The 25,146-nt window shown below is 59.1% G+C and carries 29 protein-coding genes; 15 read left to right on the top strand and 14 right to left on the bottom strand.

Features of this window, described 5'->3' with window-relative positions; all coding sequences use genetic code 11:
- Window positions 1-375 precede the first annotated feature (375 nt).
- From ACYZTZ_RS18205 to ACYZTZ_RS18195, 3 genes are all read right to left on the bottom strand, one after another.
- On the bottom strand, window positions 376-1,275 hold the full coding sequence (locus tag ACYZTZ_RS18205) for a hydroxymethylglutaryl-CoA lyase (protein WP_461999238.1): 900 nt from the start codon (window positions 1,273-1,275) through the stop codon (window positions 376-378).
- Between the two features lie 25 nt (window positions 1,276-1,300).
- On the bottom strand, window positions 1,301-1,702 hold the full coding sequence (locus tag ACYZTZ_RS18200; RefSeq protein ID WP_046047542.1) for a MerR family transcriptional regulator: 402 nt from the start codon (window positions 1,700-1,702) through the stop codon (window positions 1,301-1,303).
- 189 nt (window positions 1,703-1,891) lie between these two features.
- A complete protein-coding gene (locus tag ACYZTZ_RS18195; RefSeq protein ID WP_046047541.1) occupies window positions 1,892-2,821 on the bottom strand; it encodes a LysR family transcriptional regulator in 930 nt (309 codons plus the stop codon).
- A gap of 165 nt (window positions 2,822-2,986) precedes the next feature.
- On the opposite strand from ACYZTZ_RS18195, the gene ACYZTZ_RS18190 reads away from it, so the two are divergent.
- Window positions 2,987-4,216, top strand: a complete 1,230-nt coding sequence (locus ACYZTZ_RS18190; protein ID WP_461999237.1) for an acyl-CoA dehydrogenase — start codon at window positions 2,987-2,989, stop codon at window positions 4,214-4,216.
- 42 nt (window positions 4,217-4,258) lie between these two features.
- On the opposite strand, the gene ACYZTZ_RS18185 is transcribed toward ACYZTZ_RS18190, so the two are convergent.
- A complete protein-coding gene (locus ACYZTZ_RS18185; protein ID WP_111449043.1) occupies window positions 4,259-5,065 on the bottom strand; it encodes a TatD family hydrolase in 807 nt (268 codons plus the stop codon).
- Window positions 5,066-5,300: 235 nt separating this feature from the next.
- On the opposite strand from ACYZTZ_RS18185, the gene ACYZTZ_RS18180 reads away from it, so the two are divergent.
- From ACYZTZ_RS18180 to ACYZTZ_RS18170, 3 genes are all read left to right on the top strand, one after another.
- Complete coding sequence (locus tag ACYZTZ_RS18180) at window positions 5,301-6,722, top strand: MltF family protein (protein WP_461999236.1); 1,422 nt, start codon at window positions 5,301-5,303, stop codon at window positions 6,720-6,722.
- Between the two features lie 103 nt (window positions 6,723-6,825).
- Window positions 6,826-7,260: a DoxX family protein gene (locus ACYZTZ_RS18175; RefSeq protein WP_461999235.1), complete on the top strand. Its 435-nt coding sequence runs from the start codon at window positions 6,826-6,828 to the stop codon at window positions 7,258-7,260.
- 247 nt (window positions 7,261-7,507) lie between these two features.
- Window positions 7,508-7,816: a hypothetical protein gene (locus ACYZTZ_RS18170; protein ID WP_008148504.1), complete on the top strand. Its 309-nt coding sequence runs from the start codon at window positions 7,508-7,510 to the stop codon at window positions 7,814-7,816.
- A gap of 18 nt (window positions 7,817-7,834) precedes the next feature.
- Here ACYZTZ_RS18170 and greB read toward each other — a convergent pair whose 3' ends face one another.
- Genes greB through ACYZTZ_RS18155 form a run of 3 tightly spaced genes read right to left on the bottom strand, consistent with a single transcriptional unit; the run spans window position 7,835 to window position 11,554 of the window.
- The gene (gene greB, locus ACYZTZ_RS18165; protein WP_033057207.1) at window positions 7,835-8,332 is read right to left on the bottom strand and encodes a transcription elongation factor GreB; all 498 of its coding nucleotides are present in this window, start codon (window positions 8,330-8,332) and stop codon (window positions 7,835-7,837) included.
- 34 nt (window positions 8,333-8,366) lie between these two features.
- Entirely contained in the window at window positions 8,367-10,871 is a 2,505-nt protein-coding gene (locus tag ACYZTZ_RS18160; protein WP_461999234.1) for an ABC transporter permease, read from the bottom strand.
- Window positions 10,871-11,554 carry an ABC transporter ATP-binding protein gene (locus ACYZTZ_RS18155; protein WP_033057202.1) on the bottom strand — a complete coding sequence of 228 codons (684 nt, stop codon included), beginning with the start codon at window positions 11,552-11,554 and terminating at the stop codon, window positions 10,871-10,873. Before ACYZTZ_RS18155 ends, ACYZTZ_RS18160 begins: the two co-directional genes overlap by 1 nt.
- A gap of 10 nt (window positions 11,555-11,564) precedes the next feature.
- Here ACYZTZ_RS18155 and ACYZTZ_RS18150 point away from each other — a divergent pair, with 10 nt between their 5' ends.
- The 3 genes from ACYZTZ_RS18150 to ACYZTZ_RS18140 all read left to right on the top strand — a co-directional run bounded on the left by ACYZTZ_RS18150 (window position 11,565) and on the right by ACYZTZ_RS18140 (window position 13,594).
- Window positions 11,565-12,170: an arylesterase gene (locus ACYZTZ_RS18150; RefSeq protein WP_461999233.1), complete on the top strand. Its 606-nt coding sequence runs from the start codon at window positions 11,565-11,567 to the stop codon at window positions 12,168-12,170.
- Between the two features lie 56 nt (window positions 12,171-12,226).
- Window positions 12,227-12,520, top strand: coding sequence for a hypothetical protein (locus ACYZTZ_RS18145; protein ID WP_003226812.1), 294 nt, complete (start codon window positions 12,227-12,229; stop codon window positions 12,518-12,520).
- Window positions 12,521-12,622: 102 nt separating this feature from the next.
- On the top strand, window positions 12,623-13,594 hold the full coding sequence (locus ACYZTZ_RS18140) for a L,D-transpeptidase family protein (RefSeq protein WP_461999232.1): 972 nt from the start codon (window positions 12,623-12,625) through the stop codon (window positions 13,592-13,594).
- A 124-nt stretch (window positions 13,595-13,718) separates the two neighbouring features.
- Here the strand turns inward: ACYZTZ_RS18140 and oprI are convergent, their stop codons facing one another.
- Complete coding sequence (gene oprI, locus ACYZTZ_RS18135) at window positions 13,719-13,970, bottom strand: outer membrane lipoprotei OprI (protein WP_002553018.1); 252 nt, start codon at window positions 13,968-13,970, stop codon at window positions 13,719-13,721.
- Between the two features lie 641 nt (window positions 13,971-14,611).
- Between oprI and ACYZTZ_RS18130 the strand changes: the two genes are divergently transcribed.
- On the top strand, window positions 14,612-14,899 hold the full coding sequence (locus tag ACYZTZ_RS18130; protein ID WP_008057026.1) for a GNAT family N-acetyltransferase: 288 nt from the start codon (window positions 14,612-14,614) through the stop codon (window positions 14,897-14,899).
- A gap of 71 nt (window positions 14,900-14,970) precedes the next feature.
- Here the strand turns inward: ACYZTZ_RS18130 and ACYZTZ_RS18125 are convergent, their stop codons facing one another.
- A complete protein-coding gene (locus tag ACYZTZ_RS18125) occupies window positions 14,971-16,047 on the bottom strand; it encodes a 3-deoxy-7-phosphoheptulonate synthase (RefSeq protein ID WP_056740324.1) in 1,077 nt (358 codons plus the stop codon).
- 128 nt (window positions 16,048-16,175) lie between these two features.
- Window positions 16,176-16,619: a PilZ domain-containing protein gene (locus ACYZTZ_RS18120; RefSeq protein WP_347803617.1), complete on the bottom strand. Its 444-nt coding sequence runs from the start codon at window positions 16,617-16,619 to the stop codon at window positions 16,176-16,178.
- On the opposite strand from ACYZTZ_RS18120, the gene ACYZTZ_RS18115 reads away from it, so the two are divergent.
- The 5 genes from ACYZTZ_RS18115 (at window position 16,618) to cysB (ending at window position 20,609) form a co-directional block, all read left to right on the top strand.
- Window positions 16,618-17,004 carry a YbbN family protein gene (locus ACYZTZ_RS18115; RefSeq protein ID WP_461999231.1) on the top strand — a complete coding sequence of 129 codons (387 nt, stop codon included), beginning with the start codon at window positions 16,618-16,620 and terminating at the stop codon, window positions 17,002-17,004. The genes ACYZTZ_RS18120 and ACYZTZ_RS18115 overlap by 2 nt on opposite strands.
- The gene (locus tag ACYZTZ_RS18110; RefSeq protein ID WP_461999230.1) at window positions 17,001-17,957 is read left to right on the top strand and encodes a putative 2-dehydropantoate 2-reductase; all 957 of its coding nucleotides are present in this window, start codon (window positions 17,001-17,003) and stop codon (window positions 17,955-17,957) included. Before ACYZTZ_RS18115 ends, ACYZTZ_RS18110 begins: the two co-directional genes overlap by 4 nt.
- 24 nt (window positions 17,958-17,981) lie before the next feature.
- Window positions 17,982-18,887 carry a 5'-nucleotidase gene (locus ACYZTZ_RS18105; protein ID WP_008148545.1) on the top strand — a complete coding sequence of 302 codons (906 nt, stop codon included), beginning with the start codon at window positions 17,982-17,984 and terminating at the stop codon, window positions 18,885-18,887.
- Window positions 18,888-18,981: 94 nt separating this feature from the next.
- Window positions 18,982-19,485, top strand: a complete 504-nt coding sequence (locus ACYZTZ_RS18100) for a universal stress protein (protein WP_095128925.1) — start codon at window positions 18,982-18,984, stop codon at window positions 19,483-19,485.
- A 149-nt stretch (window positions 19,486-19,634) separates the two neighbouring features.
- Window positions 19,635-20,609, top strand: a complete 975-nt coding sequence (gene cysB / locus ACYZTZ_RS18095) for an HTH-type transcriptional regulator CysB (protein ID WP_461999229.1) — start codon at window positions 19,635-19,637, stop codon at window positions 20,607-20,609.
- 9 nt (window positions 20,610-20,618) lie between these two features.
- On the opposite strand, the gene ACYZTZ_RS18090 is transcribed toward cysB, so the two are convergent.
- On the bottom strand, window positions 20,619-21,101 hold the full coding sequence (locus ACYZTZ_RS18090; protein ID WP_461999228.1) for a GreA/GreB family elongation factor: 483 nt from the start codon (window positions 21,099-21,101) through the stop codon (window positions 20,619-20,621).
- 14 nt (window positions 21,102-21,115) lie between these two features.
- A complete protein-coding gene (locus ACYZTZ_RS18085; protein WP_461999227.1) occupies window positions 21,116-21,526 on the bottom strand; it encodes a hypothetical protein in 411 nt (136 codons plus the stop codon).
- A 124-nt stretch (window positions 21,527-21,650) separates the two neighbouring features.
- Between ACYZTZ_RS18085 and earP the strand changes: the two genes are divergently transcribed.
- Entirely contained in the window at window positions 21,651-22,793 is a 1,143-nt protein-coding gene (earP, locus tag ACYZTZ_RS18080; RefSeq protein WP_461999226.1) for an elongation factor P maturation arginine rhamnosyltransferase EarP, read from the top strand.
- A 48-nt stretch (window positions 22,794-22,841) separates the two neighbouring features.
- Window positions 22,842-23,411: an elongation factor P gene (locus ACYZTZ_RS18075; RefSeq protein WP_028619992.1), complete on the top strand. Its 570-nt coding sequence runs from the start codon at window positions 22,842-22,844 to the stop codon at window positions 23,409-23,411.
- Window positions 23,412-23,573: 162 nt separating this feature from the next.
- Here the strand turns inward: ACYZTZ_RS18075 and ACYZTZ_RS18070 are convergent, their stop codons facing one another.
- Both ACYZTZ_RS18070 and ACYZTZ_RS18065 read right to left on the bottom strand, forming a co-directional pair.
- The gene (locus ACYZTZ_RS18070; protein ID WP_461999225.1) at window positions 23,574-24,587 is read right to left on the bottom strand and encodes an alpha/beta hydrolase; all 1,014 of its coding nucleotides are present in this window, start codon (window positions 24,585-24,587) and stop codon (window positions 23,574-23,576) included.
- Window positions 24,588-24,621: 34 nt separating this feature from the next.
- Entirely contained in the window at window positions 24,622-25,041 is a 420-nt protein-coding gene (locus ACYZTZ_RS18065; RefSeq protein ID WP_461999224.1) for an organic hydroperoxide resistance protein, read from the bottom strand.
- Window positions 25,042-25,146: the final 105 nt, after the last annotated feature.

The raw sequence follows: 25,146 nt of genomic DNA, 5'->3' as shown, positions 1-25,146 counted from the left end.
CGCTAAGCGATCCAACCAGTTCGGGAGCTACCTGAAGGTAGTTTTATTGTTCTCTGCCCGGTTGCGGGTTACTCCGAAAAGCACCCTGAAAAGCACATCCTCTCCAAAAAAATCTGTTAGCTGCGTCTCTGCCGTGTTGTTTTTGTTATGTCAGAGTCGTTACGTCTTATTTTTATTAGGTTTGCCGCTTTTTTTGTTCTTGTTATGCAATAGAGATAGCAGAAGGCGTGCCAACTTTTAAAAAGCCTTTAAAATCAACGTCTTAAATTTTTGTCGGGTTTTTCGTTCAGTCAAAACCCGACAATTTGTTTCCGTGTTACTCGCTTGTGCCCCACGTTTCAGACGCAGCGGTAACACCCGGACACATCCGCGCACTCACTGTGCACTACGAGCCTTGGCCACGCGCGAACCGGTCGGTCGCCCCAGCACCGTGCAAATCTGTTGACCGGCCAGAATCAAGGCGTCCAGGTCGATACCGGTTTCGATACCCAGGCCGTTGAGCAGGTAAACCACGTCTTCGGTGGCGACGTTACCGCTGGCGCCCTTGGCGTACGGGCAGCCGCCGAGGCCGGCGATGGAGCTGTCGAACACCGAGATGCCTTCCAGCAGACTGGCGTAGATGTTGGCCATGGCCTGGCCATAGGTGTCGTGGAAGTGCCCGGCCAGTTTTTCACGGGGTACATCGGCCGAGACCACGTCGAACATTTTGCGGGTCGCGCCAGCGGTGCCGGTGCCGATGGTGTCGCCCAGGGAAACTTCATAGCAGCCCATCGCGTAGAGCTCGCGAGCGACTCGAGCGACTTGCTCGGGCGCGACGTTACCTTCGTAAGGGCAGCCCAGCACACAGGACACGTAACCGCGCACGCTGACACCGTGTTGCCTGGCGGCGTCCATGATCGGCACGAAGCGCTCCAGGCTTTCGCTGATCGAGCAATTGATGTTGCGCTGGGAAAACGATTCCGACGCGGCGGCGAACACCGCCACTTCCTTGACCCCGGCTGCAATGGCGTCTTCAAACCCGCGCAGGTTCGGTGCAAGTGCACCATAGGTCACGCCCGGTTTACGCTGGATTTGTGCGAAGACGTCGGCGGAACCGGCCATTTGCGGTACCCATTTAGGCGAAACGAAACTGCCGACTTCTATATAGCCAAGACCGGCGGCGGTCAGCGCATCGACCAGTTGCACCTTGTCCGCAACGCTGATGGGTTGGGCTTCGTTTTGCAGACCGTCGCGCGGGCCGACTTCGACCAGGCGTACGTGGGCGGGAAGGGACATAAGCAATTCACCTGTGGGTTAAGGACTACTGAACGGTCTGCTGGCTTTTGATGGTCTGCTCCAGCGCCTGGGTGCAACGCTCCTGTGCGGTGTCCAGTTCCAGTTTCATCTGTTCGATGTCGAGCATTTGCTGCTCGAGCTGTTCACGACGTTCGGCGATTTTGGTCAGCATGGTTTGCAGCTGTTTCTGATTGCCGCCGGTGGGGTCGTAGAGTTCGATCAACTCGCGGCATTCGGCCAGGGAGAAACCAATGCGCTTGCCCCGCAGGATCAGCTTCAGGCTGACCTTGTCACGGGGCGAGTAGATGCGCTCCTGACCGCGTCGCTCGGGGCTGAGCAGGCCTTGCTCTTCATAAAAGCGAATAGCCCGCGTGGTGATGTCGAGCTCGCGGGCGAGGTCGGAAATGCTATAGGTCTGGCTGCTCATGGAAGCGCTCGAAAAAGGTCATAGCGCTAAGCTAAAGGCAGGTTGACGTTTACGTCAAGGGGCGCTGATCTTCGGTGTTCATACGGGCCTCTTCGCGAGCAAGCCCGCTCCCACATTGGTCGTGCGAACACTGGAGATCAAATGTGGGAGCGGGCTTGCTCGCGAAGAACGATAACTCGGTAAAAAGCCCTACACCTTATCGAGCTTCTTCTCATGTGCCGTCACTTGCTGGCATAACTCGATCATCTGCTCGCGCATCCAGCGGTTGGCAGGGTCCTGGTCAGTGCTTTCGTGCCAGTAGAGGTGGGTTTCTACCGGCGGCACATCGTTGACCGGCAGGTTCACCGAGTACAGGTCATGGCGACGGGCGAAGCGTTCCGGCACGGTCATGACCATGTCGGTCTGCTGCAACACCTGAGATGCCATCAAGTAATGCTGGGATCGCAGGGCGATCTTGCGCTGGATACCCATTTTGCCCAGGGCCAGGTCGACATGGCCCAGACCGCTACGGCGGCTGGAGATATGGATGTGGGTCAGCGACAGGTAATCATCGAGGGTGAACTTCTCTTTACCCGCCAGCGGATGGCCCTTGCGCATGGCGCACACGTAACGGTCTTCCATCAACTTGACGTGGCGCACTTGCGGGTCAGTGTTTAGCGGCGCGTCGACAGCGAAATCGAGGCGCCCGGCCGCCAGTTCCTTGGTGGTTTCGCGGCGCTTGGACAGAAAGCTTTCGATGATCACCGTCGGCGCCAGACGCCGCAGGCGCTGGAACAGTGCCGGTAGGATCACCGCTTCGGTGAGGTCGGTCATGCTGATGCGATACGTTTTGACCGCCTGCAACGGGTTGAAAATACGGCTTTCCTGCACCGACACCCGCAGCAGGGAGAGGGCGTTGCGCACCGGCCCGATAATGTTCTGCGCCATGGGTGTCGGGACCATGCCCTGAGCGGTACGCACGAACAATGGATCATTGAAGGTCTCGCGCAGACGGGCCAGAGCGTTCGAGACCGCCGGTTGAGTAATGCCGACAATCTGCCCGGCACGGGTCAGGTTGGCTTCGGTGTAGATCGCGTCGAAGACGATGAAAAGGTTGAGGTCGACCTTGCTCAGATTCATTGCGCTGCACTCTTATTGTTGGGCTCTCGATCAGCCGATCATATATCGGTGATGAATGTTAATACACGCCGAGAATAGGCTAGGTAAATTTTCGTAGCTGTTCTAGCATCGATTGCATGACCTGAACAACTCATCAAAACCCTCCATTAAAAGGTAGAGCTGCCCATGGATTTCGCTTATTCGCCCAAGGTGCAAGAACTGCGTGAGCGCGTGACCGCGTTCATGGACACCTACGTTTATCCCGCTGAAGCGGTGTTTGAGCGCCAGGTCGCCGAGGGCGATCGCTGGCAGCCGACCGCAATCATGGAGGAGCTCAAACTCAAGGCCAAGGCTGAAGGTTTGTGGAATTTGTTTCTGCCGGAGTCCGAACTCGGCGCCGGCCTGACCAACCTCGAATACGCGCCGTTGGCCGAAATCATGGGCCGCTCGCTGCTGGGCCCCGAGCCGTTCAACTGCTCCGCGCCAGACACCGGCAACATGGAAGTGCTGGTGCGTTACGCCAACGCAGAGCAGAAACAGCGCTGGCTCGAACCGCTGCTGCGCGGCGAGATCCGCTCGGCGTTCGCCATGACTGAACCGGACGTGGCCTCGTCCGACGCCACCAACATGGCCGCCCGCGCCGTGCGTGATGGTGACGAGTGGGTGATCAACGGCAAAAAATGGTGGACCTCAGGCGCTTGCGATCCACGCTGCAAGATTCTGATCTTCATGGGGCTGAGCGATCCTGACGCGCCGCGTCATGCCCAGCACTCGATGATTCTGGTGCCGGTGGATGCTCCGGGCGTGAAGATCGTTCGTCCGCTGCCAGTGTTCGGTTACGACGATGCACCTCACGGCCACGCCGAAGTGCTGTTCGAAAACGTCCGCGTGCCCTACGAAAACGTCCTGTTGGGCGAAGGACGCGGCTTCGAAATCGCTCAGGGTCGCCTTGGCCCGGGTCGGATTCACCACTGCATGCGTTCAATCGGCATGGCCGAACGTGCATTGGAACTGATGTGCAAACGGGCGGTAACCCGTACTGCGTTCGGTAAACCTTTGGCACGTCTGGGCGGCAACATCGACAAAATCGCCGACTCGCGGATGGAAATCGACATGGCACGCCTGCTGACGTTGAAAGCGGCGTACATGATGGACACCGTGGGCAACAAGATTGCGAAAAGCGAAATCGCTCAGATCAAGGTTGTCGCACCGAACGTGGCCTTGCGGGTGATTGACCGGGCGATCCAGATCCATGGCGGGGCAGGGGTGTCCAACGATTTCCCGCTGGCCTACATGTATGCGATGCAGCGCACCCTGCGCCTGGCGGATGGCCCGGACGAAGTGCACCGCGCGGCGATCGGCAAGTTCGAGATCGGCAAGTACGTGCCTAAAGAGATGATGCGCAGCAGCCACTGATAATGTGGGAGCGAGCTTGCTCGCTCCCACAGGTTCGGTTCGTCAGTCGACCATTGGCAAGCCGTAAAACGCTCGCGCACACGCCGTGCTGTGAGCGGCCAGATCTTCTTCGCTCTCCCCGCGATGCAACGCCACTTCCCGCAACACCTCGGTCAGATACGCCGGTTCGTTGCGACCATTCTTCGGCTTGGGTCGCAGACTGCGCGGCAATAGATACGGCGCATCGCTTTCCAGCATTAGCCGTCCCCGCTTGATCTCTTTCACCAGCGGATGCAGGTGCGTGCCCCGGCGCTCGTCGCAGATCCAGCCGGTGATGCCGATGTGCAAATCCAGATCGAGGTAACTGAACAGCGCCTTCTTTTCGCCCGTGAAGCAATGCACCACGGCGGCCGGCAATTGATCACGGTAATCGCGAAGGATCTCCAGCAAGCGCTGACTGGCATCACGCTCGTGGAGGAACACCGGCAATTGCAGCTCGACTGCCAACTCCAAGTGCTTTTCCAGGACTTTTTCCTGCTGCGGGCGCGGCGAGAAATCACGGTTGAAATCCAGCCCGCATTCACCCACCGCCACGACGTTCGGCTCTTTGAGCAAACTGCGCAGACGCTGGGCGCTGTCGGCGTTCCAGTCGCTGGCGCAGTGGGGATGAATGCCGGCGGTGGCGAACAGCCGTTGAGCCGTTTCGTCCAGTTGCCGGCACAATTCCAGCGCCTGCTCGCTGCCCTCGACACTGGTGCCGGTGAGCACCAATTGGCAGACCCCGGCAGCGTAGGCGCGGTCGAGTACAGCCTGGTGTTTGTCGGCAAAACTGGGGTTGGTCAGGTTGACGCCGATATCGATGAGTTGCATGGTGCTACCTCGGACCAAAGGCCGGAAAGCATATCAGAGCTGTAGATTTATAAGAAAAGCCAAGAACTACAACGAGTTAAAGCTGTCTCTTGATGCCGCGAGACAGGTCAGGGTGGCTAAGGTGCCATCACTGTGCCAGTCTTTCGCACTTTGCCAGCGCTCACGGCGCTCTGTTTCTGTCGTTCGATTTCATGAAAATTATTGAGATCGGCCCAGTATTCTTTCTGGAGAGTGGATGATACGTCCCTCGGTTCTGCTACTGCTGTGTTGCTCGTTGCTGCTGCCGATGCCGGCGGTTGCGCGTCTGGCCGGGCCGCTGCAAGCCGTGCCTTCGGCCAAAGTGCGCGACTTGGCGGAAATCCGCAGCAGTCGCGTGCTGCGCGTGTTGGTCAACCAGAGCCGCAACAGCTCCGGCGAAGTCCAGGGCCAGGCCATCGGTGTTGAATATCACCGCTTGCGTGCCTTCGAGCAGTACCTCAATGGTCACGCCCGTGACGGTCAGGAAATTACCCTCAAGATCATTCCCAAGGGCAAGGATCAACTGATCGGCGCTTTGCAGCGCGGCGAGGGTGATCTGGTCGCGCCGGGGGAATTGCTGGACCTGCAACCGGGCCACGCGATCAGCACCAGTGAACCGATTGCCAGCAACATCCCGTTGATATTGGTCGGGATCAAAGGCGAGCGACGTTACACCCGTCTCGAACAACTCTCTGGCAAGACCCTGGCGTTGCCCACCGGCAGTGCCGCCGGGGACGCGGTCAGTCAGATCAATCAAAAACTCGCGCTACTTAAACTGCCACCGGTGATCATCGAGTGGGTCGATCCCAGTCTGGCGGTCGAGGATGTGCTGGAGATGGTCCAGGGCGGAATCTTTCACCTGACGATCGTCGAGCAACCCATTGCTGAGCGCTGGGGCAAGATCCTGCCCAAGTTGCGTTTCGATCGGCAGGTACTCATCAGTGAGCCGGGCGAAGAGTTCTGGTTCGTGCGCCGCGACGCCTCAATGTTGCGGGCGAGCATTGATCGCTTCCTGATCGGTTACAAAAAACCATCGGATCAGGATGCCGCGTTCCTGCGGATCTATCGACGTCTGTATCAAGTGCACTATCCATTGGCCAAGGCTGATCGCCAGCGCCTCGAGAAACTTCGACCAGTGTTGCAGAAGCACGCCGAAGCCCAAGGTATGGACTGGCTGAACCTGGCTGCCCTGGCGTTCAAGGAATCAGCCCTGCAACCCAATGCCCGCAGTGGCAGCGGTCCTACTGGCCTGATGCAGATCACCCCGTCCGCCGCCCAGCGGGTGGGGGTCAACAACATTCAGGATCTCGACGCCAATGTGCAGGCCGGGGCCAAGTACCTGGCGATGATCCGCCGCAAGTTCTTTGCCAGCCCCAAACTCAACGAGCGCGAGCGCATGGCGTTCGTGCTGGCGGCCTACAATATGGGGCCGGAGCGGGTTCAGGGCATGCGTGCCGAGGCTCGTCGGCGCGGTTTGAATCCCAATCAGTGGTTCTTCCAGGTCGAACGCATCGCCATGGAGCAGGTGGGAATGGGCGCCGTCAGCTATGTTAATAGCGTGAACAAGTATTACTTGGCGTTCGATCGGGAGCGGGAGTCGTTGGAGCCCCAGGGGCAGAAAGTTGCCTCACGTAAGTGATCGAATAAACTGATTGTTATGGCGCATTTATTGCGCTTTTAACATGAAATTTACTGATTAATATAGCGGCCAACCAACACACACTGACAACGGATGACACAGCATGAGCACACTGATCAACAAGGTACTGTTTACCCGCGCTGGCTACGGCCTGACCCTTCTGCGGATCTTCGTCGGCATCATCTTCGCAGCCCACGGCTCGCAGAAACTTTTCGGGGCGTTCGGTGGTTACGGTCTGGCGGGCACCGCGCAGTACATGGAAAGCATTGGCCTGGCGCCGGGTTACCTGATGGCGACGCTGGCCGGTGGTACCGAGTTCTTCGCCGGTCTGGCCTTGATCATCGGCTTGTTGGTTCGCCCGGCAGCCCTGGGCCTGACCATCCTCTCACTGGTGGCGATCTTCTCGGTGCATCTCCCTCACGGTCTGTTCATGGTCAACAACGGTTATGAATTCGCCCTGGCCCTGCTCGGTGGCACTATCGCGGTGTTGATCGAAGGCGCCGGCAAGCTCTCGGCTGACCGCGCTATCGCTGGCTGACCGCTCTGGTTCAATGAAAAGGCCCGCATTGCGCGGGCCTTTTTTGTTCTCGTCATTCTTGACACTGTCCGGTCAGCTTCTCTAGGATGCTGCCTATGCGCCGATTTAAACAGCTACTTGCGGGGCGCCAGGTGACTCATTCAGTTGCCGATAGAAGCTTGAAACAGGCTTCGAAATACCGCTAAAGCGCTGGTTCGGTGTTGCCTCTCACCTGCCATGCAGACTTTTGAGGCAGAGACACGACACAATGAATGCACTAAGCCCCGTTATACGCCCCGCGCCGATCACGGCACACCTGACCCAGCGCAATCCAAAAATCCTGCTTGGCGGCAAACATCAGCCGACACTTTTGCGTTATCTCGATGGCTGGCCACGTCGCACCGGTGGGCCTGCGGCCTTCCTGATCCAGTTTGTCGAAGAGGGTGAATCGCTGGCTCGATTTGCCAGCGACAGTTTCGATCTGGCGGTGATTCAATCGCCCAGCCTCGAGGACGCCCCCGAAGTGATCAAGCAATTGATTCGCGTTGCCCGACAGGGGCTGATTACCCGCCGTTGAGGCGTTGAACGCTGCGGCTCAAAGATACTCGATCGCGACGATATACACGCACTGCTCACCGGTCGGTGTCTGGACCCGAACCTCGGCGTCCAGCGCCTTGCCGATCAGGGCACGGGCCAACGGCGAATCGATGCTGATCAGGCCCAGTTTCAAATCCAGTTCATCCGGCCCGACGATGCGGTAGCGCGACTCCTTCCCGTCTTCGTCTTCGATCGTGACCCAGGCACCAAAATAGACTTTGTTCGGATCGCTCGGTTTTTCGCTGACGACTTTGAGCGCTTCCAGCCGTTTAGTGAGAAAGCGTACGCGACTGTCGATCTCGCGCAGCATCTTTTTACCGTAGGTGTATTCGGCGTTTTCCGAGCGATCACCCTGTGCCGCGGCCTCGCTGACCGACTGTGTCACCTGCGGCCGGCGCACATGCCAGAGCTCATGAAACTCGGCCCGCATCCGCGCTTCACCTTCGGGGGTGATCAGCGCGGTGCCAGCGGTGCGGGGAGGGCGATAACGGCTCATGGCAACTTCTTGTGGTGGAGAGAGCTTGAGTCTATCAACCCTCGCGCAAGACTGTCAGGGGGCTGGCGTTCAGCGCGCGACGTGTGCCGAACACGCCAGCACCGCCGATCAGCACCGCGCCGATCAGTGGCAACACCAGCAGCCATGGATGCGGATGCCAGGGCAGGTCGAAGGCGTAGCGGTAGAGCACCAGACTCACCAGTTCCGAACCCAGCGCCGCCAACAATCCGCTGACCGCCCCAAGCAAACCGAACTCGATCCGCCGGGCCTTGACCAACAGTTGCCGCTCGGCCCCCAGCGCTCGCAACAATGCGCCTTGGCGAATGCGTTCATCGAGCGTCGCCTGCAAGCCTGAAAACAACACCGCCATCCCCGCCGCCAACACGAACAACAGCACGTATTCCACCGCCAGGGTGACTTGGGCAAGGATGCTGCGCAGCTGCTCGAGCAAGGCTTCGACTTGCAAGATGGTCACCGCCGGGAACGCCCGGGACAGATCCACAATTTGCTGGTCATGACCGGCCGCCAGATAAAAACTGGTCAGGTAGGTCGCCGGCAGATCCTTCAGTGTGCCGGGCTGGAAGATCATGAAGAAGTTAGGCTGGAAGTTGTCCCAGTTGATCTCCCGCAGGCTGGTGACTTTCGCCTCGCGATTGACGCCGCCCACGGTAAACACCATGTGATCGCCGAGCTTGAGCTTCAGGCTTTCGGCGACTTTGCCTTCTACCGATACGCCGGGAATCTCGTCCGGCGCCTGTTCGGTCCACCAGTTGCCCGCCGTGAGTTTGTTGCCCGACGGCAAATCCGCCGCCCAGGTCAGACTCAGGTCGCGCTGGATCGCTCGATCACCGGCCGAATCCTTGCTGACGATTTCCTGCACCGGCTCGCCGTTGACGCTGATCAGCCGTCCCGGTACCACCGGGTACAGCGGCGCGGATTGCGCCGACAGCTCGATCAGGCGATCGGTGAACGCCTGTTTGTCCGCCGGCAGGATGTTCAGCGCGAAATAGTTGGGCGCGTTTTTCGGTAGCTGGTTCTGCCAAGTGTCCAGCAACTCGCCGCGCAGCAATGCGATCAGCGCCATGGACAGCAGAATCAAACCGAAGGCCAGGGATTGTCCCGCTGCCGCCAGCGGGTGGCGCAGCAATTGGCCCAGCCCGAGGCGCCATGGCAAAGAGGCGCGCGCCAGCATTCGACGCAGGCTCTTCAGAAGCAGCAACAGCAAGCCGCCAAGCACCAATGCCGCGATCACACCGCCACCGAGCAGGGCGAAGGTCAATACCAGGTCCAGGCTCAGGCGCCACATGATCAGCCCGAGGGCGCCCAATGCCGCGCCATAAACCATCCAGGTGCTGGACGGAATTGGCAGCATGTCCCGACGCAATACCCGCAATGGCGGAACCCGGCCCAGTGCCGCCAGTGGTGGCAAGGCAAAACCGGCCAGCGCCACCAGCCCGGTGCCGATTCCGGCGATGGCTGGAAACAGACCGCCCGGTGGAACGTCGGTCGGTAATAAATCATGCAGCAGCGCGAACAGTCCCAGCTGCGCGAACCAGCCGATCAGTGCGCCGCTGATGCTGGCGAGCAGCCCGAGCACCGTCAGTTGCAAACTGAACAGCACCATGGTTTCCCGTCGGGACAGCCCCAGACAACGCAGCAATGCACTGGCATCGAATCGGCGGGTGGCGAAGCGCGTCGCCGACAGCGCCACTGCCACACCCGACAACAGAACCGCCACCAGACTGGCCATGTTCAAATAACGCTCGGCCTTGCCCAGGGCGCCGCCGATCTGTCGGTTGCCATCGCGGGCATCCTGCAAACGCTGGTTGGCGGCCAGGCCGGGTTTGATCAATTGACGGTAGGTTTCCAGCGCCTCGGCTTTACCGCGCCAGAGTTCGCGGTAACTGACCCGGCTGCCGGGTTGCACCACGCCGGTCGCGGCGAGGTCGCTGAGGTTGATCAGCACCCGCGGCGTCAGGCTGTAGAAATTGCCGGCGCGGTCCGGTTCGTAGGTCAGCACTCGCGCCAGTTTGAGGGTTCGCATGCCGACGTCGATACTGTCGCCGATTTTCAGGTCCAGCGCAGTCAACAGTCGCGCTTCGACCCAGGCTTCACCGGGTTTCGGTCCGCCACCGGGTTCTTCCGGGGCGAAGGGCGCCGGGGCACTTTTCAGTTCGCCGCGCAGTGGGTAGCCGTCGTCGGCAGCTTTGATGCTGGACAACTGAATCCCATTGTCAGTGGCGATGACGCTGGAAAACTCCACCACTTGAGCGTGTTCGAGGCCCAGCTCCGTGCCGCTTTTAATTTGTTCGGGTCGCGCGGGAGAGCTGCCTTCAAGCAACAGGTCGGCACCGAGAAACTCGGTGGCGCGCAGCATCATGGCGCCGTTCAGGCGGGCGCCGAAGTAGCCGATGGCGGTACTCGCCGCCACGGCCACCAGCAAGGCAAAAAACAACACGCGCAACTCACCGGCGCGGGCGTCGCGCAGCAGTTGGCGGATGGCAAGACTGAACAGGCGCAACAGCGGCAGGCGTGCCATCAAGGCTCCAGAGGGGCGACCAGCAGGCCGGCTTCAAGGCGGATCAGGCGTCGGCAGCGATGTGCCAGGCGTTCGTCGTGGGTTACCAGCACCAGGGTTGTGCCGCGTTCCTGGTTGAGTTCGAACAGCAGATCGCTGATGCGCTCGCCGGTGTGGCTGTCGAGGTTGCCGGTGGGTTCGTCAGCGAACAGCACATCGGGTTCAGCGGCAAACGCACGGGCAATCGCCACGCGCTGCTGTTCGCCACCCGAGAGCTGGCGCGGCGAATGGGTCAGTCGCTGGCCCAGGCCGACCCGTTGCAGCAGCTCGGTGGCGCGTTCGCGGGCGTCTTTGCGGCCATCGAGTTCCAGCGGCAGCATCACGTTTTCCAGGGCGTTGAGGCTGTCGAGCAGCTGAAAGGACTGAAACACAAAACCGACATGCTCGGCCCGGATACGGGCGCGCTGGTCTTCATCGAGATTGCTCAGGGCTTGCCCGGCGAGGGTGACGTCACCGCTGCTCGGCAGATCGAGGCCAGCGAGCAGGCCGAGGAGGGTGGACTTGCCGGAACCGGAGGCGCCAACGATGGCCAGGCTGTCGCCCTTGTTCAGTTCCAGGCTGAGTTCGTGCAGGATAGTCAGTTCACCTTCCGCGCTGGGAACCACTTTGCTGAGGTTCTTCGCGGTGAGAATGCTTGCGCCCATGGAGAATCCGATGCGTGTGTGGTTTTTGAGTGCTGGCCTGGCCTTGATGTGCATGGCCCAGAACGCAGCGGCGGGTACAGTCCTGATCGTTGGCGATAGTATCAGCGCGGGTTTCGGGCTGGATACCCGGTTGGGGTGGGTGTCATTGCTCGAGCAACGGCTCAAGCGCGAAGGTTTCGACGATAAGGTGGTCAATGCGTCCATCAGCGGCGACACCAGCGCCGGAGGCCAGGCGCGCCTGCCCGCGCTGCTTGCAGAGCATAAGCCGGAGCTGGTAATCCTCGAGTTGGGCGGCAACGATGGCCTGCGCGGATTGCTGCCAACGCAATTGCAACAAAACCTTGCAGCAATGATCGACAGCTCCCGCGCGAGTGGCGCCAAGGTGCTGCTGCTCGGCATGCAATTGCCACCCAACTACGGTGTTCGTTATACCGAGGCCTTCGCGAAGGTCTACAGCACGCTGGCCGAAGAGAAAAAGATCCCGCTGGTGCCGTTTTTTCTCGACGGCGTGGGCGGTCATCCGGACTTGATGCAAGCCGACGGCTTGCACCCGGCTGCCGGGGCTCAGGGCAAGTTGCTGGAAAATGTCTGGCCTACACTGAAACCGCTGCTTTGACGCTTTTCTAGCGGCGGTGTTTCGGCTAAGGTGACGCCCCCGATTTGGAGCCCCCGATGCCGCGTCCTGCCTGGTCACTTTTTGCCTACCAACTGATCGAGCCTGACGAACAACTGGATCTGTTCGCCTGCCAGGAAGTGCGGGTACATCTGGTGACCCGTCAACTGGAGTTGGGCGGCTCGGCGGACCGGACCTTGTGCGGCAGCCTGCTGCCAGCACAACCGCGCTGGTCGAGTGTCGATCGCCGTGTGTTCCAGGATCAGCGCCTGTGCTCGCTGTGTCGCGCCATTCTGGAATCGCAAAAACGCGGTACATCGCCGATCTGGCCGGAACTTCGTTTCGAGCTTTAGAAGGCGATAGATTGCTTGCTATCGGTCCACTCCCCGATTTTCCAGGCACCGGTGTACAATCCTATTTTTATACCCTTGTCGATCATGCGAAGGATTTTCCGGATGTTGCCGCGCTTTCCTGCCGTCACCCGCTACCTGTCTCTCGCCGCCCTCTGTGTGGCGGGTCCCGTAGCAGCATTGGAGCTGCCCCTGCCACCACCCGGTGAAGACATCGTCGGTCAGGTCCAGGTGATCAAGGCCAAGTACGAAGATACCTTCGCCGACCTTGGCACCACCTACGATCTGGGCTATTCGGAAATGGTCGCGGCCAACCCTGGCGTCGATCCATGGCTGCCGGGCGCTGGCACCGAAGTGGTGCTGCCGACGCGTTTCATCCTGCCACCAGGTCCGCGTGAAGGCATCGTCATCAACCTGGCCGAGTACCGCCTCTATTACTTCCCGAAAGGCCGGAACGTGGTGTACACCTTCCCGCTGGGTATCGGCCGTGAAGGCTGGGGCTCGCCGATTGCCCATACCAGCATCACCGCCAAGACGCCGAACCCGACCTGGACCCCTCCAGCGTCGATCAAGGCCGAGCACGCCGCCGATGGCGATCCACTGCCGAACGTGGTGCCGGCCGGTCCGGACAACCCGCTGGGGCCGTTCAAGTTCACGCTGGGCACGCCGGGCTACCTGATCCACGGTTCGAACAAGAAGTTCGGCATCGGCATGCGCACCAGCCACGGTTGCTTCCGCATGTTCAACAACAACGTGCTGGAAATGGCGAGCATGGTGCCGGTAGGCACGTCGGTGCGCATTATCAGCGACCCGTACAAGTTCGGTGTCAGTGGCGGCAAGGTGTATCTGGAAGCGCACACGCCGCTGGACGACAAGGGCAACCCTTCTGTGGTCGACAAACACACCGCGGTAATCAACGCGATGCTCAAGCGTGAGGACATCACCAACAACCTGCGCATGAACTGGGATGTGGTCCGCGACGTGGTTGCTGCCGAAGATGGTCTGCCGGTGGAAATCGGAGTGCCGAATTCCTCGGCGGCGATGGTGACGAGTGCGCCGATCGACCCGTTGCAGTAATGCTTGAAAGGAACCCGCCGATGCTGACCGCGTCGGCGGGTTTTTTATTGCCGGTACGAAATAGCGAGCAATAAAAAAGCCGACCCAAAAAATGGGTCGGCTTGATAACAATCCCGAGGGATTATTACTTGCGGCTAGCTTTGTCCAGCATGCGCAGTGCACGCTCGTTAGCTTCGTCAGCAGTCTGTTGTGCTTTTTGAGCAGCAGCCAGAGCTTCATCAGCTTTACGGTAAGCTTCGTCTGCACGAGCCTGGGAGCGAGCTGCTGCGTCTTCAGTAGCAGTCAGACGTGCTTCGGTTTCTTTCGATACGCTGCTGCAACCGGTAGCCAGAACTGCGGCCAGAGCCAGAGCAGAGAATTTCAGAACGTTGTTCATCGTGTTCCCCTTCAAGGACTTTCTATTAAGTTAGCTGTCTCCTCAGATTGAGGAAATAGCCGGCGTACATACTACCCATTACTTGTCGTAAGTAAACTGACGTAAAGCAAGAAGCCAAAAAAATTGTAGGCGTTGATTCTTTTTCGAGCAACTTTTAACTGCATTGTTTAAAAAATATCCAGCTGGGAGGCCCGAGCTGAGCGAGCCGCCGAAGAAAAGTTCCGCGCGCTCACAGCTCTTTTCGGAGTCTTGGCTAAAGTCTGTCTAGATGGATTCGTCTACACTTTTGTTCGGATTCTGCGTGGCGCCTCTCATATCTTTCTCCATGTTCAGGTGACTTTAACAAAGGGCGCACGTCTTAAGTCTCAACATCCGGCAATGTTCAGGCTGTCGACCTTCAGAGATCCTGGTCGAGCCGTCTCTGCGTAACCCGGAGCAGCACCCCCGCCCCCCAGCGTGATGACGAGCGTACCTTGAGCATTTCTGCCTAATGGTGCCTACTATTTGATACGTGCTCGGTTGCGCGAGATGGGTGCAGTTCTTCTCGGTGTCCATTCAGGCACGGGGTGGCGTAGATGTTCCTTCGCCGGAAAAACATCGGTAAGGTAGGGGTCAGAATTCCAGACCCGCGAGGAGTAGTGATGAGCGAGGCGTTGTCCATCCACCATGACCAGGCTGGTCATCAGTTCGAGACCAATGTGGACGGTCATCGTGCCTACCTGACCTATATGGATCTGGGGAAACAGACCCTGGATATCTATCGCACCTTTGTGCCCAACGCGCTGCGTGGTCGCGGCATAGCGGCCGCCTTGACCGAGAAGGCGTTGGAGTACGCTGAAGAAATGGGTTACACCGTCATTCCATCGTGTTCCTACGTGGAACGCTACATGGAGCGTCATCAGCGGCACGCGGCCAAGCTGAGCCAGTAACCTTTCAAAGAATCGAACGCATAAAAAAACGCCGGGTCAAGCCCGGCGTTTTTTTGTGCGGCGAAAAGTGATCAGCTGCGATCGCGTTTCGGCAGCACGTCCTTGAGCTTGGCATGCATGCTGCGCAAGGTGTTTTCGGTGGCGGACCAGTCGATGCAGGCATCGGTGATCGACACGCCGTATTGCAGGTCGGCGAGGTCTTTCGGGATCGCCTGGCAGCCCCAGTTCAGGTGACTTTCGACCATCAGGCCGATGATCGACTGGTTGCCTTCGAGGATCTGGTTGGCGACGTTCTCCATCACCAGCGGTTGCAGGGCCGGGTCCTTGTTGGAGTTGGCGTGGCTGCAATCGACCATGATGTTCGGCTTGATCTTCGCTTTGTTCAGCGCTTGCTCGCAGAGCGCGACGCTGACCGAATCGTAGTTCGGCTTGCCGTTGCCACCGCGCAGTACCACGTGACCGTAGGCATTGCCCTTGGTGGTGACGATCGACACGCCACCTTCCTGGTTGATACCCAGGAAGCGGTGAGGGCTGGAAACCGATTGCAGGGCGTTGATAGCGACCGTCAAGCCGCCGTCGGTGCCGTTCTTGAAGCCGACTGCCGAGGACAGGCCGGAGGCCATTTCACGGTGAGTCTGGGATTCGGTGGTGCGCGCACCGATGGCCGACCAGCTGATCAGGTCCTGCAGGTACTGCGGGGAAATCGGGTCGAGGGCTTCAGTTGCGGTCGGCAGGCCCATCTCGGCCAGGTCCAGCAACAATTGACGACCGATGTGCAGACCGTCCTGAATCTTGAAGGAGTCGTCCAGGTACGGATCGTTGATCAAGCCTTTCCAGCCGACGGTGGTGCGTGGCTTCTCGAAATACACGCGCATGACCAGATACAGGGTATCGGACACCTCTGCCGCAAGCGCCTTCAGGCGCTCGGCGTATTCGTGGGCAGCCTTGATGTCGTGGATCGAGCAAGGCCCGATGACAACAAACAGGCGGTGGTCGGTGCCATCAAGAATGTTGCGAATGACTTCGCGGCCCTTGGTGACGGTGCGCAGGGCAGCGTCGCTCAGAGGGATATCACGCTTGAGCTGATCGGGAGTGATCAGCGTCTCGTTGGAGGCGACGTTTAGGTCGTTGATCGGTAAATCAGCCATCGTTTACTCGTCAGGTCACGGGTGCCGGCCGCCAGCGAACCCGCGCGGCGGAGCACAGCAAATTAAGCGCGTCGGGGAGCAGAACCTTAGCGCGTTACACCGTGGCTCGACAATGGGCAGACACCGGTTTAATCCAGCACAACCTGCGCAAATGCCCTGCGAACCGTGTCGTGAGAGAACTCGTCGGCATGCTCCTGGACCCATTCGAGGGCCAGGGCCTGAGTTTCCTGCAGATCGTCATGCGCGTCATGCAGGCGGCAGTAACGTTCGATCTGGCACACCTGCTCGCCCATCCGGGCACTGAACATCATCTGCTCGTCAACGAAGGCAATGCCTACCAGATAGCCGCGCTTTCGTCGCAGGCACCAGGCCACATAGCCCAGAAAACGCATGTCGGGGTTCAAGGTCGGCATGCGAATTTCCAGCGCCGTACCGTGGCGCCACGCCCGGTGATAATTGCAAGCCATGCCCCCGAGGCTGATAGTGTGCAGCTGTTGCCGTGAAATACACTCAGGTTTGAGCAACGTTAATTCGACGGGCACATCGTCAGGGTGAGGAATAAAACGTCCCATGAACACGGACTCCATGTGTCGGCCATCTGACATTGTTCCACCCAGTATAGTGGTCGAATTGGAACTGACTGATTTCGACGCCGACCAACGGCTGCTGGCGATGAGCGGTGTGTCGCTGGTTATTTTCACTAGCGTCGGCTGCGCCAGTTGCCGTTTTGCCCGTGAGCAATTGCCACGACTCGACCTGGACGTCGATCGGCTGTGCTGGATCGATGCCGGGAACAATGGCGGGGTGGTCGAGCGTTATCAGGTTTTTTATTTGCCGGCGCTGTTTGTGGTGCGCGACGGTGAATTTTTCGGGGCACTAAAATCGCGCCTGACCGGCACCGAGCTCAATGCAGCCGTGGGTCAGGCGTTGAGTCGAATTGCAGAGGAGTTGCCATGATGGGGGCAGTGACCAAACCGACAATCGGTATTATCGGAACCGGTGCGATCGGCGGTTTCTACGGGTTGATGCTGGCGCGTGCCGGTTTCGATGTGCATTTTCTGTTACGCAGTGAATTCTCAGCGGTGGCCGAGCGCGGGTTGCAGCTCGACAGTGCGACGCATGGCGCGCTGACGTTGAAGCCGGTTCAGGCCTATTCGAGTGCCGAAGACATGCCGCCCTGTGACTGGTTGCTGGTGGGCGCGAAAACCACCAGTAACGCGCAGCTGGCACCGACGATCATTCAAGCCGCGGCACCGAATGCCAAAGTGTTGTTGCTGCAAAATGGCCTGGACGTCGAAGACAGTCTGCGAGCGTTGCTCCCCGATTCGCTGCACGTGCTCGGTGGGCTCTGCTATATCTGCGTCCATCGCGACGGACCAGGCGTCATCACTCATCAGGCACTCGGCGCGGTGAATGTTGGCTATCACAGTGGCCCGGCAGCTGATGAGCAGGCGCGCATGGCGATTGTCGAGGAGGGCGCCGGGCTGTTCCGCGCCGCCGGCATCGACTCCCAGGCCATGGCGAACCTGCATCAGGCGCGCTGGCAAAAACTGGTCTGGAATATCCCCTACAACGGTCTGTCGGTGCTGCTCGGGGCAAGCACCACGCCGTTGATGGCGGATGCCGACAGTCGGGAACTGATCAAGGCTCTGATGGCTGAAGTGGTTCAGGGAGCAGTCGCCTGCGGTCACGACGTACCGGCCGGTTATGCCGATCATCTGTTCATGGTGACCGAGAAAATGCCGGACTATTGGCCGAGCATGTACCACGATTTTCTGCACAAACGACCGCTTGAGCTGGATGCGATTTATGCCCGGCCACTGGCGGCAGCCAAGGCCGCAGGGTGCGAGTTGCCGCGAATCGAAGCCTTGTATCGCAGTTTGAGTTTTATCGATCGACGTAACACCTGAGTCGATCATCCTGAGGGGAAGGGCATGGCAAAGACTATCGACGACAAACTGGTGCTGGCGATTTCTTCGCGTGCGCTGTTCGACCTGAGCGAAAGCCACAAGGTCTATCTGTCGAGCGGCGTCGAAGCCTATCGGCAATATCAGATCGAACACGAAGACGAAATCCTCGAACCCGGTGATGCATTTCCGTTGGTGCAGAAACTCCTCAACCTCAATACCAGCCTTGGCCGCGCCCGGGTCGAGGTGATTCTGGTGTCGCGCAACAGTGCCGACACCGGCCTGCGGGTGTTCAATTCGATCCACCACTATGGCTTGGCGATTTCCCGCGCGGCGTTTGTCGGCGGGCGCAGCCCTTATCCGTACTTGAAGGCGTTTGGCTGCGACCTGTTTCTCTCGACGCATGCCGAAGACGTGCGCAGTGCACTGGATGCAGGGTTCGCCGCCGCGACCATTCTGTCGGGTGGCGCCAGCCGTGCTGCCAGTGACGAATTGCGCATTGCCTTCGATGGTGACGCGGTGCTGTTTTCCGATGAATCGGAGCGCGTCTATCAGTCCGGTGGTCTGGAAGCGTTTCAGGCCAGCGAGCGTGAAGCCGCCCGCGAGCCTTTGCGCGGTGGGCCGTTCAAAGGCTTCCTCGCCGCCCTCAATCTGTTGCAGCGCGAGTTCCCGGAAGACGCCTGTCCGATCCGCACCGCACTGGTGACCGCGCGATCGGCGCCGGCCCATGAGCGAGTGATTCGTACCTTGCGCGAATGGGACATTCGTCTGGACGAGTCGCTGTTTCTCGGCGGCCTGACCAAGTCGGCGTTTCTTGAAGCCTTTGCCGCCGACGTGTTTTTCGACGATCAGGCCGGTCATTGCGAGTTGGCCCGTGAGGTGGTCGCCACTGGCCACGTGCCGCACGGCATAAGCAACGAGCAAAAGGTTTAAGCCCACGGTTCAACGCGTTACGCGAAACGTCGTACTCGCCAAGGCACTGCTAAGCTGAATCAATCTCCGCCATGTCGGCACTCGAGGAGGTCATATGATTCGTTCTATGTTGTACGCCACTGACCTCGGCCTGTACGCACCTTTGGTAATGCATCATGCCTTGGCGCTGGCGCGAACTTTCAATGCCGATCTCTACGTGGTGCACGCCGTTGAACCGATGGGGCTGTTCGCCGAATCGGTGCTTCAGAGTTACCTCGATGAGCAAGCATTGAACGAGTTTCACAGTCAGGGCCTGAATACAGTGATTGCCAATATCGAGCAGCGGGTGCTCGACAGCTTTCGTGAAGAATTGGGGGATGACGGGGCGCAGGATCTGGAGCGGATTCAAGCGGTGCGGGTGCTTCAGGGCGATCCGTCACAGGTGATTCTCGACCAGGCGCAGAAACTCTCCGTGGATTTGTTGATCGTAGGTAGTCATAGCCATGGTGCTGGCGCGGAAACGCCTTTGGGCCGGACCGCAGCGCGGGTGTTGCAACTGTCTCGGGTGCCGGTCTATCTGGTGCCGCTGGTGGAACGTCGTCGCCAAGGGGATCGATAGTGTCCTGCCTCGCGTATTCACGAGGCAGGACACCTGAACACGAATAGTGGCAGTTTGATAAAAAAGTTCTAGATTTATTCTTCAAGCCATTAATATAGTTATATACCGTCGCTGATGCCCGTGGCGTCTACCTGCTTTGAGGGATTCATATGAAGCTTCAACAATTGCGCTACATCTGGGAAGTGGCGCACCACGACCTCAACGTTTCCGCTACGGCCCAAAGCCTTTACACGTCGCAACCGGGCATCAGTAAGCAGATCCGTCTGCTGGAAGACGAATTGGGGGTCGAGGTTTTCGCTCGCAGCGGCAAGCACCTGACCCGTGTCACCCCGGCCGGCGAGCGAATTATCACCACCGCCGGCGAGATCCTGCGCAAGGTTGAAAGCATCAAGCAGATCGCCCAGGAATTCTCCAACGAGAAGAAAGGCACCCTGTCGATCGCCACCACGCACACCCAGGCGCGTTATGCGTTGCCACCGGTGATCAGCAATTTCATCAAGCAATACCCGGACGTTGCCCTGCACATGCACCAGGGTTCACCGATGCAGATCGCTGAAATGGCCGCTGACGGCACCGTCGATTTCGCCATCGCCACCGAAGCGCTGGAGCTGTTCGGTGATCTGGTGATGATGCCGTGCTATCGCTGGAACCGCTGCGTGGTCGTACCTCAGGGCCACCCGCTGACCAAGCTGTCGAAGTTGACTCTGGAAGCCTTGGTCGAATACCCGATCGTGACGTACGTGTTCGGTTTCACCGGTCGTTCGAAGCTCGACGAAGCGTTCAGCCATCGCGGCCTGACGCCGAAAGTGGTGTTCACCGCCGCCGACGCCGACGTGATCAAGACTTACGTTCGCCTGGGTCTGGGCGTGGGCATCGTGGCGAAAATGGCGGTCGATGCCAAACTCGACAGCGACCTGGTCATGCTTGATGCCAGCGACTTGTTCGAATCCAGCATTACTAAAATCGGTTTCCGTCGCGGCACGTTCCTGCGTGGCTTCATGTGCGACTTCATCGAGAAGTTCGCCCCGCACCTGACCCGCGAAGTCATGGCCAAGGCCATCCAGTGCCACAACAAGCAGGAACTGGAAGAGCTGTTCGACGGCGTCGAACTGCCGGTCCATTAATCTCCCTTTCTATACCACCTCGGTGACAGAAAACTGTTGCCGAGCACCCGCCACCAGAATCTCCACCTCGTCCCCTTCGAACTTGCCCAGCAGACTCTTGCCCAGCGGTGAGCGAGGGGTGATGACGGTAATCCATTGCCCCACCACGTCGACCTTCAAACCCGCCGCGTCGGGGGCCAGAAACAACCATTGCTCACGACCCTTTTCGTCTTCCAGACCGAGCAGGGCACCGACTTCGATGCCGCGCTGACCGTCGTAAGGGCGCAGTGTCAGGTTCTGGCAAAGCGTCAGTGACTGCCTGATTTCTTCCACCCGTTTGGCTTGCCCGGCTGCCAGGTAAGACGCCTCCAGACCCAGCGTGTCGTACTTGTTCTCGGCAATGTTTTCTTCGTGGGTCGCGGTTTCGTAAGCGGTTTGTGCGGCGCGCTCGGCGATGTCGAGGTCGATCCGCAGCTTGTCGAGAATCAGTTGGTGGACGGTCGGCTTGTGCATAGAGAGCTTCTTGATCAATCGCAGAATTGCAGGACGTTGGCGCGGCTTTTTTCGCTCGGCGCAGTCTGGTCCTGTTGCAGCCAGAACTGGCATTTCGGGTTGGACAGATTGCGGCCGGTGCTGCGGGCCTGATCCATTCGTTGCTGCTGCTCGTTTTTGCGCAGGTTCTCTTCGTACCGTTCGAACAATGGGCTCTGCGGCGGATTATCCGGCACCGGTTGCACCACCACCGGTGGTTTGGCCAGATGCTGCACGGCTTCAGCTACAGGCGCCAGCTGCTCGCTGAACAACAGTCTAGAGGCGAGCCAGCACGTCAGCGCGATTGCGATAAACCCCAGCCACACACCCAGGGCAATGCTGCCGGTCAGTTGCAAGGCGTTGAGCTGGATCGGCAACGGCCGGCGCGGGTTGGGACGGTAGGGCATGGCTGCCTCCTGGCGGGTGGTCGCGGGCGAGTGGCGATTGTCGCATGAAGATTAATCGCCGTCGGCTCTTCTGCACGGGGTAATTTATGAGGACAATCGGCGCCTTTGCCAACGGGAGCCTGGAATGCGTGAAATGAAAGCCCGCTGGGATATTTTCTGCGCGGTGGTCGACAACTTTGGCGACATCGGCGTGACCTGGCGTCTGGCCCGACAACTGGTGGCCGAACATTCGGTGACGGTGCGTTTGTGGGTCGATGATTTGCGAGCCTTCGAGCGCTTGTGCCCGGAAATCGACATCAACGCCTCACAGCAATGGCAGCAGGGCGTCGAAGTGCGCCAGTGGACGGCCGACTGGCAGCCCACTGAGGCCGCTGATGTGGTGATCGCCGCGTTCGCCTGCCAATTGCCGAGTGCTTACATGGAGGCCATGGCCGAGCGGGAAAAACCGCCGCTGTGGATGAATCTCGACTATCTGAGTGCCGAGGACTGGATCGTCGGCTGCCACGGCTTGCCGTCGGTGAAGTACAAGAGCGTACAAAAATTCTTTTTCTTCCCGGGGTTTCAGAAGGGCACGGGTGGCTTGCTGCGTGAAAGCGGATTGCTTGAGCGTCGTCAGCAGTTTCAGCAAAACCCCGAGGCTCAGCGAGAATTCCTGCAAGGTTTAGGGATTGATCGCGCACAAGGTGCGCAGTTGATCTCGCTGTTTGCCTACGAAAATAACGGGCTGGCCAGTTGGCTCGAGGCAATGGCTGCCGACTCGACGCCCACTCATCTGCTGGTGCCCGAAGGTCGGATTCTTGGGGATGTCGAGCGTTGGCTCGGTGTGGACGATCTGGTGGCCGGCGCGGTGCATGTGCGCGGTGAATTGACCGTGCAAGTGCTGCCGTTCGTCCGACAGGATCAATACGATCACCTGCTCTGGTGCTGCGATTTCAACGCCGTGCGCGGTGAAGATTCCTTTGTCCGCGCTCAATGGGCGGGCCGGCCGCTGCTCTGGCACATCTATCAGCAGGACGAAGACATCCACTTGGACAAGCTCGACGCCTTCCTCGCTCTGTACACCAAAGGCCTGTCCGAGCCTGCCCGCGAGGCGATCAGCGGTCTTTGGCGAGCGTGGAATGCGGGTGACAATATGACCGCGCACTGGCAATCGACCCGAAAACACTGGCCAGAACTGCAAAAACACGCCGAAGCGTGGTGTCTGGAACAGGCTTTGCAGGCAGATCTTGCCGCAGCGCTGGTACAGTTTTATGTAAATTGGATATGATACGCGGCCTAGATTTTTGTAAATCCCATCCAAATTCGGATATTCGCAATGAAAACTGGTAAAGAACTGAAACCCGGTACCGTGATCCGTCTCGAAAACGATCCTTGGCTGGTTCAGAAAGCTGAATTCACCAAGTCTGGTCGTAACAGCGCCATCATGAAGACCAAGCTGAAAAACCTGCTGACCGGTTACAAGACCGAGATCGTTTACAGCGCTGACGACAAACTGGACGACGTAATCCTCGACCGCAAAGAAGCGACCCTGTCCTTCATCAGCGGCGACACCTACACGTTCATGGACACCACCGACTACACCATGTACGAGCTGAACGCTGAAGACATCGAAGCCGTTCTGCCTTTCGTTGAAGAAGGCATGACCGATGTTTGCGAAGCGATCTTCTTCGAAGAGCGTCTGGTTTCCGTAGAACTGCCGACCACCATCGTGCGCGTAGTTGACTACACCGAAGGTTCGGCTCGCGGCGACACTTCCGGCAAGGTGATGAAGCCTGCCAAGCTGAGCAACGGTACTGAGCTGCAAGTTGCTGACTTCATCGAAATCGGTGACAAGATCGAGATCGATACCCGCGAAGGCGGTTCCTACAAAGGCCGTGCTAAATAAGCACAGCTTCAGGAATGAAAAGCCCGACCATTGAGTCGGGCTTTTTTGTGGCCGAAGATCAAGATCAAAAGATCGCAGCCTCGTTTCACTCGACAGCTCCTACATGAGTTTTGTATTCCCCTGTAGGAGCTGTCGAGTGAAACGAGGCTGCGATCTCTTGCTTTATTTCAGGTGTTGCTTCAGCTCTTCAGAGGCTTGCAACATCGCCGAGCGCACTGCCGGCACCTGGCTCACCACGTTAAGCAAACCATAGTCGTGGATCATGCCGTTGTAGCGCACGGCAGTGACCGGCACCCCAGCTTCGTCCAGTTTGCGGGCGTAGGCTTCGCCTTCATCGCGCAACACGTCGGCGCCGGCGGTCTGCACCAGGGCAGGTGGCAGTCCCTTGAGTTGCGCGGTGGTCGCCCGCAGCGGCGACGCGTAGATCTCGTTACGCTGCTTGGCATCGGTGGTGTAGTTGTCCCAGAACCACTTCATCATGTTTTTGGTGAGGAAGTGCCCCTCGGCAAACTGGTTGTAGGACGCCGTTTCGAAGCTGGCATCAGTCACCGGCCACAGCAGCACCTGGAACTTGATCGCCGGCGTGCCCTTGTCTTTGGCCATCAGCGCAACCACTGCCGCCATGTTGCCGCCGACGCTATTGCCGGCCACGGCCAGACGTTTGCCGTCGACGTTGATCTCTTTACCGTGCTCGGCCACCCATTGGGTTGCGGCGTAAGCCTGGTTGATCGCCACCGGGTAATGCGCTTCCGGTGACGGGGTGTAATTGACGAACACCGCCGCCGCCCCCGAACCGGTAACCAAGTCCCGAACCAGACGTTCATGGGTCGGGAAATCCCCCAGCACCCAGCCGCCGCCGTGGAAGAACATGAACACGGGCAGCGGGCCTTTGACTCCGGCCGGCCGGACGATGGTCAGGTTGAGCGGTTGGCCGTCGACTTGAATGGTTTTCTCGCTGACATCAGCTTTTGGCAGCGTCAGTTTCACCCCGGCTTGCGCGCCGACCAGCACGGCGCGGGCTTCTTTAGGCGTGAGTTGTTCCATCGGTTTGCCGGTGCCGGCGTTCAGAACGTCGAGGAACGCCTGGGTGTTGTGTTCAACACCCTCACCTGCAAACGCGCTGTGGATGGACAGGGCGAGAAGGGTACCGGTCAAGACTTTGCTGAAAGTGTTCATGTTCGTTTCCTGGTTCGGGCCTGGGAATCAGCGGTTAGACGGTAACGTGCAGGCGCACATCGACGTTGCCACGGGTGGCGTTGGAGTACGGGCAGACCTGGTGGGCAGCGTCGACCAGGCTTTGTGCATCGGCTTGTTCAAGCCCCGGCAGGCTGATGTGCAGGTCGATGTCCAGGCCGAATCCGCCAGGGATCTGGCCGATACCGACATGGGCGGTGATCGAGGAGTCGTTCGGGATGGTGCGTTTGGTCTGGCTGGCGACGAATTTCAGTGCGCCGATGAAGCAGGCGGAGTAGCCGGCGGCGAACAGTTGCTCAGGGTTGGTCGCTGCGCCGCCGGCACCACCGAGCTCTTTTGGGGTGGCGAGTTTGACGTCGAGAATGTTGTCGCTGGAAACCGCACGACCGTCACGGCCGCCAGTGGAGGTTGCGATTGCGGTGTAGAGAGTTTGCATGGTGTGAGCCTCGTTCGGAGTTGGATGTTTTGCGCTAAATGTTTGCGCGCTAAGTAAGTGCGAGATAAATGTAGCGCGCATATATTTAGCGCGCAATATAAATTT

This window comes from Pseudomonas sp. LB3P58 (assembly GCF_054897895.1).
The sequence above is the reverse complement of the archived record's forward strand: the minus strand, read 5'-3'. Positions and strand labels throughout refer to the sequence as shown.